Here is a 2,519-nt window from a genome sequence, read left to right as displayed (position 1 = left end):
CGGAGTGGATGGCGTGGCTGCCGACGCGCACCTCGATGTCGCCGGATGCGACGCCGCGCAGGCTGGTGGTCAGTGCGGGTACGCCGGCACGCCAGTTGGCGGAGTCTGCCACGACGATGTAATCGGCGGACAGTTCCTCACGGTAGGTGTTGAGGAAGGAGACGAAGGAGGGCGAGCCTGCCTCCTCTTCACCCTCGATGAAGAGCTTCACGCCAAGCTTGAAGTCCTCGCCGAGAGTTTCGTTGAGGGCTGCGAGCGCGGCGAGGTGCACGAGGATGCCTGCCTTGTCATCTGCTGCGCCGCGGCCGTAGAGGCGGTCACCCTTGCGGGTTGCGACGAAGGGTTCGGTGTCCCACAGGTCGAGGTTGCCGGCGGGCTGTACGTCGTGGTGGGCGTAGAGCAGGATGGTCGGGTAGCCTTCTGCGGCGGGGCGGGAGGCGATGACGGCGGGCATGCCCTGCTTTTCGGTGCCGTCTGCGGTGGTGTAGGCGGCGCGTTCGATGCGTACGTTGTCGAAGCCTGCCTTGGTTGCGAGCGCGGCGACTGCCTCGGCGCTGCGGTCTACCTGGGTGAGGTCGTGCGATTCCCAGGCGATGGAGGGAATGGCGACGAGCTCGGTGAGGGTCTGCAGGGTTGCTTCGAAGTTTTTGGTGACGGCGTCGCGTAGGGCGCTGTGGTGGGTGAATTCAGTAGTCATGTTTCTACCTTACCCCCATCCTTACCCCTGCTGGCGGGCGGTTGGGTTCGTTTCAGTTGCTGGTGTGCGCTTGTGGGGGCGGGTTTGGTGTGTGCCGTTCGGGTATGATGGGAGGGTGTTTGGTCGTAAGAAAGAGAAGGCTGAAGCGGAAGCTGTTCAGCCGCAGGTTGTAGAGGAGCCTCAGGCTCCGGTTAATCCGAAGTTCACCCCGAAGAAGGGCCGTCCTACTCCTTCGCGTAAGGAGCAGCAGGCGGCTCGTCGTCAGCCTCTGGTTGTTAGTGACCGTAAGGAGGCGAAGGCTCGTGAACGTGAGGCGATGGCGAAGGCTCGTGAGCGTCAGAATGATGCGTTGATGGGTGGCGATCAGCGTTACCTGCCCGCCGTGGACCGTGGTTCGCAGCGCCGTTATATCCGTGATTATGTGGATGCGCGCCGTAACCTTGGCGATTTTATGTTGGCTGTGCTGCTGGTTCTGCTTATTGGTGGCTGGATTGCTCAGGGTGTGTCGGGTACGTCTAGCGTTGGTGCAACGGTTTATTACGGTTCCGTGTACGCAATGTATGCGCTGATGATCCTGTGGGTTGTTGACTACTTCATTTTGTGGCGCAGCCTGAAGAAGAAGCTGATCGCGAAGTTCGGCGAGGTTCAGCGTGGTTCTGGCATGTATGCGTTTAACCGTGTGATGATGATTCGTCGTATGCGCCGCCCGGTTCCGATGGTGAAGTACGGCGAGTACCCGCACTAAGTCGTTAGTGCCTTATAGGTGCTTGGGGAGAGGTTCTGAAGGTTCAGGCCTCTCCCCTATTTTTATGTTCTTGCGCGTGGACGTATAACCGTGGCTAGACGCCGGTACTGTTAGGCTTCGATTCGGGAGTAGAGGATCTGCCATCTGCCGTCGCGGTGTTCGAGGGCGAACGTGTAGATTTCTTCTTCCTTGTCGCTGCTCCAGGTTTCTTGGCGGCCGTCGGGTTCTACCTCGGTGTGTTTGTCCCATTCGTGGTTGGTTTCCAGGTAGTAGGTTTGATGGTCGTCAGTCCTGGGTATGCCGGCGGGTTTGAAGTATTCGATGCCGTCGATGACCCAACCGCCGCGCTGGTAGAGTGCTTCTATTTCTCGGTAGATTTTGAGTTCTCCGTCGTTTGATGAGGAGAGGAATTCGCGTGCTTTGCTGTAGTCACCAGTTTGGACGCCGTAGTTGATCCATTGGTTCCAGGCATCCATGGTTTTGAGGAGGCCGTCGGGGGTCTTTGCACGGTATCCATCTTCGGGGGCGTTGGGTTTGGGGACGTTTTGGGCGGGGCCTTTGGCGTCTGCCTTGCGGTATTCGCCGCTACCGGCGTTGTTGCTGGCTCCGCTGCTTGAGCTGCTGTTGGTGGCTGCGCCGGATGCGGTGGATTCGTCTCCTGCAGTTGTGATGTCGTGCGGCACGCAGGCGGCGAGTAGGGTGCTGAGGCTGATGAGTGTACCGCCGGTCAGCATTGAGCGGCGGTTCAGCATGTTGGGGTTCATGGTTGGTCCTCCACATCGTTGTAGTGCATGGTCGCCCATTTATCTCCATTATGCGCGAGCGCGCACTGGGAACCTGTCATTGTTCTTACCCTCTGGGTGTGTGGCTGTCTATCTTGTGGAAAGATTACGAGAGCTTCCAAAAGTAGCCAACCCAATTATCACCTAAAAAAGAATTGGTGACTTAATGAAACATTAAGCCACCAATTCCTAATTAAATTAATTAGAATTATTTGAGGAGATTAGAAATCGTTTTATGGAATTCAGGGTCTTTGTTGATCTCATTGAGTTGAATTTTATTCTCAAGCATAACCTG

Annotated in this window: 3 protein-coding genes; 1 reads left to right on the top strand and 2 read right to left on the bottom strand. The window is 57.1% G+C overall.

From position 1 onward, the window contains the following. The coding region (locus tag QZ540_RS08445) for a M20/M25/M40 family metallo-hydrolase (RefSeq protein WP_294629184.1) at positions 1–697 on the bottom strand (697 nt) is incomplete at its 3' end. Positions 698–812: 115 nt separating this feature from the next. Between QZ540_RS08445 and QZ540_RS08440 the strand changes: the two genes are divergently transcribed. Next, the gene (locus tag QZ540_RS08440; RefSeq protein WP_070819623.1) at positions 813–1,442 is read left to right on the top strand and encodes a DUF3043 domain-containing protein; all 630 of its coding nucleotides are present in this window, start codon (positions 813–815) and stop codon (positions 1,440–1,442) included. Between the two features lie 110 nt (positions 1,443–1,552). Here the strand turns inward: QZ540_RS08440 and QZ540_RS08435 are convergent, their stop codons facing one another. Then, entirely contained in the window at positions 1,553–2,206 is a 654-nt protein-coding gene (locus QZ540_RS08435) for a DUF6318 family protein (RefSeq protein ID WP_294629181.1), read from the bottom strand. Between the last annotated feature and the right edge of the window lie 313 nt (positions 2,207–2,519).

Source organism: uncultured Rothia sp., from assembly GCF_916049665.1.
Taxonomy (GTDB): domain Bacteria; phylum Actinomycetota; class Actinomycetes; order Actinomycetales; family Micrococcaceae; genus Rothia.
Note: the sequence above shows the minus strand (reverse complement) of the source record. Positions and strands in the feature narration are given on the sequence as shown.